Source organism: Okeania sp. SIO2B9 (genome assembly GCF_010672505.1).
GTDB classification, from domain to species: domain Bacteria; phylum Cyanobacteriota; class Cyanobacteriia; order Cyanobacteriales; family Microcoleaceae; genus Okeania; species Okeania hirsuta.
Window position 1 is genome coordinate 1 of record NZ_JAAHGK010001068.1, and the last position, 2716, is coordinate 2716.

Annotated in this window: 2 protein-coding genes; both read right to left on the reverse strand. The window is 42.4% G+C overall.

Going from position 1 to position 2716, the window contains the following annotated elements:
* Positions 1 to 564: 564 nt before the first annotated feature.
* Complete coding sequence (locus F6K13_RS35450; protein ID WP_124144373.1) at positions 565 to 801, reverse strand: transposase; 237 nt, start codon at positions 799 to 801, stop codon at positions 565 to 567.
* 246 nt (positions 802 to 1047) lie between these two features.
* Positions 1048 to 2716: FAD-dependent oxidoreductase (locus tag F6K13_RS27305; protein ID WP_287289023.1), on the reverse strand; the 1669-nt coding region annotated here is incomplete at its 5' end.

Below are 2716 nucleotides of genomic sequence, written 5' to 3' on the forward strand. Positions count from 1 at the left end.
GGATTAATCAGCCATAAATCATTGCTTCACTTACATCTGAATAGACTTCATAATCCTTACATAGCGCGCCTAAATCTATTTAGCCACCCATGCATTGCCTTCAACAATCCATCGCGCACGGCAATTGCTCAAAACTCTCTGAGGTTCGTTTGATCACTTCCAATAGCGACGCCATCGCCACAAACCTGCCTAACAGCATGGGCAAAGTTTTTACCAGAATAACCCTGATCTACCCTGACCACCTCGCTCTTTCGATAGTTTGTCCTTTGCCTCATTGAGTACAACTACTGCTCCTAAACGTTCTGAGGCATTTGCCTCACTCACCAGAACTCCAATTATAGCAATGAGCGCTGGTGTATTTACAAATTGCAGGAAATGTCCAATAGCTAAAATCTTATATTATAGGCAATTTATTCCCCCTTCCGGAGCTGTTGCCTGCGCACAGCGCTATAATAATCCGAATCGAATCTACCACCATAAGGCGCTTACGGCCTTTAACTTTCTTACCACCATCGCGCGCCGTAGACAGCTCCCTTTTTTCTGTTGTTTTGACTGCCATAGGAATCAGCGTTCGCAACGGTGGAGTCTTGATCCCTGTCTAGTTGTGTTCTTAATTTTTGGCGAACTTGATCGTGAAGAAGTGGCCAGAAACCACGATGCTGCCATTTGGTGGAAGTATCTGTATACAGTTGTGTAGGGTGGTAAGTCATGGGGCATCATTTCCCATTGGAATCCAGTTCTTTGTACATAAAATATACCCCATACGAATTTCTCGGAAATCCACTTGAACAGGATGACCAAACCCTTTAGGTTTAGGTAGTAGAGCCTTGAGTATCTCCCCCATACGAATCACTCAGGTCCCTTGGGTATGGTTGACGTTTAGGGTTAGCGATCACCTCCGGTTAAGGGTACGCTATCGCAGGTATTAGACTCATTGGTTACAATATGGCTCAACTATACTCAACAATCACACCTAATTTGACTGGGATTAACTTTCTTTAGATTCTCTTTATGAATCAGCTCTTATATTACTAACTACAAAAATATTTAATCAATGCCATATTGCGATCGCAATACCATATACAAAATCCGAGATAACTCCCGTCGTTTCAAAGGTTGAGCATCCAAAGGTGTACCAGAAGTACCAAATAACTGAAACACATCAAAATCTCCACTTTTACCAACAATAAACGCTAACTGCTCCCGCGTACATTGTAAATTTGGGGCAAAATATCCATTACCCACCCCCGAAACAATACCCTTTGCTGCCATAGTTTCAATGGCACGATAGGCAAAATGCTCCTTCGGTACATCGAGAAAAGTGGGAAACTCAGGATTAAGCATTTCAAAACCCATCACATTTACCACTGCCACTGAAACAACTGCTCGGTTGACTGTTCCCTCTGGTAGAAAATATAAATGATTGTAATTCTCAGTCCGTACAATACCTGCCACAGCGAGAATTTGTATCGCCTCAAAGTCTGGGTCATCATGGGCAATATCGTTATACCAAAATAGGGGAATTTGATTACGAGTTAATAAACCCTGAAATTTATAAATCAGTCGTTTATTTGTAGCAATAGTACGAACATCCACCCCCTCATTTAGAGCAAAAGCAGCTAAATGACCGCCTGCTTCACCGATCGCCCATTCAACGGCGTGCATCCGATATACAGAATTAGTCAAATGAGTCGTGCCAATACTTTTCGCCGACAGAATCAGGTTATCCGTATCGAACGGCACCATTGCTTTTAACGCAATAGTAAAAGGCAAACATTTCATCTCATCTTTACTGTTGAAAATAAGGTGGTTAGGGTTATCAGTGGGATGAATATCAAACAAAGCATAATGACCGATACCAACGCTATCGTCAAAACATCGTCCCCGTGCTTGCTCGCCATAATATTGTTGGGCAGTATCTCGGTAAACAATAGTTGTTAATGCTATCCCTCTTCTTGCTTCGCGGATATAGGGTTCCAGAGCAATACCATCATTAGTCCAAGTCAAGTCTCCCCGTGGTTTTAACTCCCCTACCTTACCTATTAATATCCAATTGTTGGTTTTTAATGTTTGCGACTGGAGGTAATAAATATAAGCTTGAGTATATTCCCGTGCTTGCTGAATATGTTTTTGACGATCGCTCCGACTCACCCCAGTCAACAGACCCACTTTATAATCATTGGACTCATAATTCAGGATGGTCACATCACCATTACTCGTAGTTGGGATATACCCATCCTTGAGACGTTTTATTCGTCGATAAGTAAAAATTGCAAACCGCTCAAAAAATGTTCGTCCTTGAAAAGTGCTGGTAAATTTATCCGTTTGCAACCAAGGTTTCACCCCATAACCTTCTGGTTTACCGATGGGAACACCTGCTCCCTCAGCAGTTTTTTCCACAGCAGCACAAAAAGTGATTGACTGTTGACATTCGGGAAAAGGTTGTTGGGGAAGAAGTGCTTCACCCGTGTCGTTTTGTGATTCTTGTCCGACTCGCGACTCAATATTTCCTAATTCTAGTAAGTCTCCCAAGTCTGTCGCCTCAATGGTAATTTGAGCATTGACGGTGAAGCGTTGATTATTCTGCACATCCTGAAATACAACACCCGTTACCTGTCGCCGTTCATTGGGAGATTCACTAAACAAAATTTCTACAGGTTCGGCAAAAGGAATGAGGGTTAATTTGCCATTGCTGAGAAAATCTTCGATCGCTTCA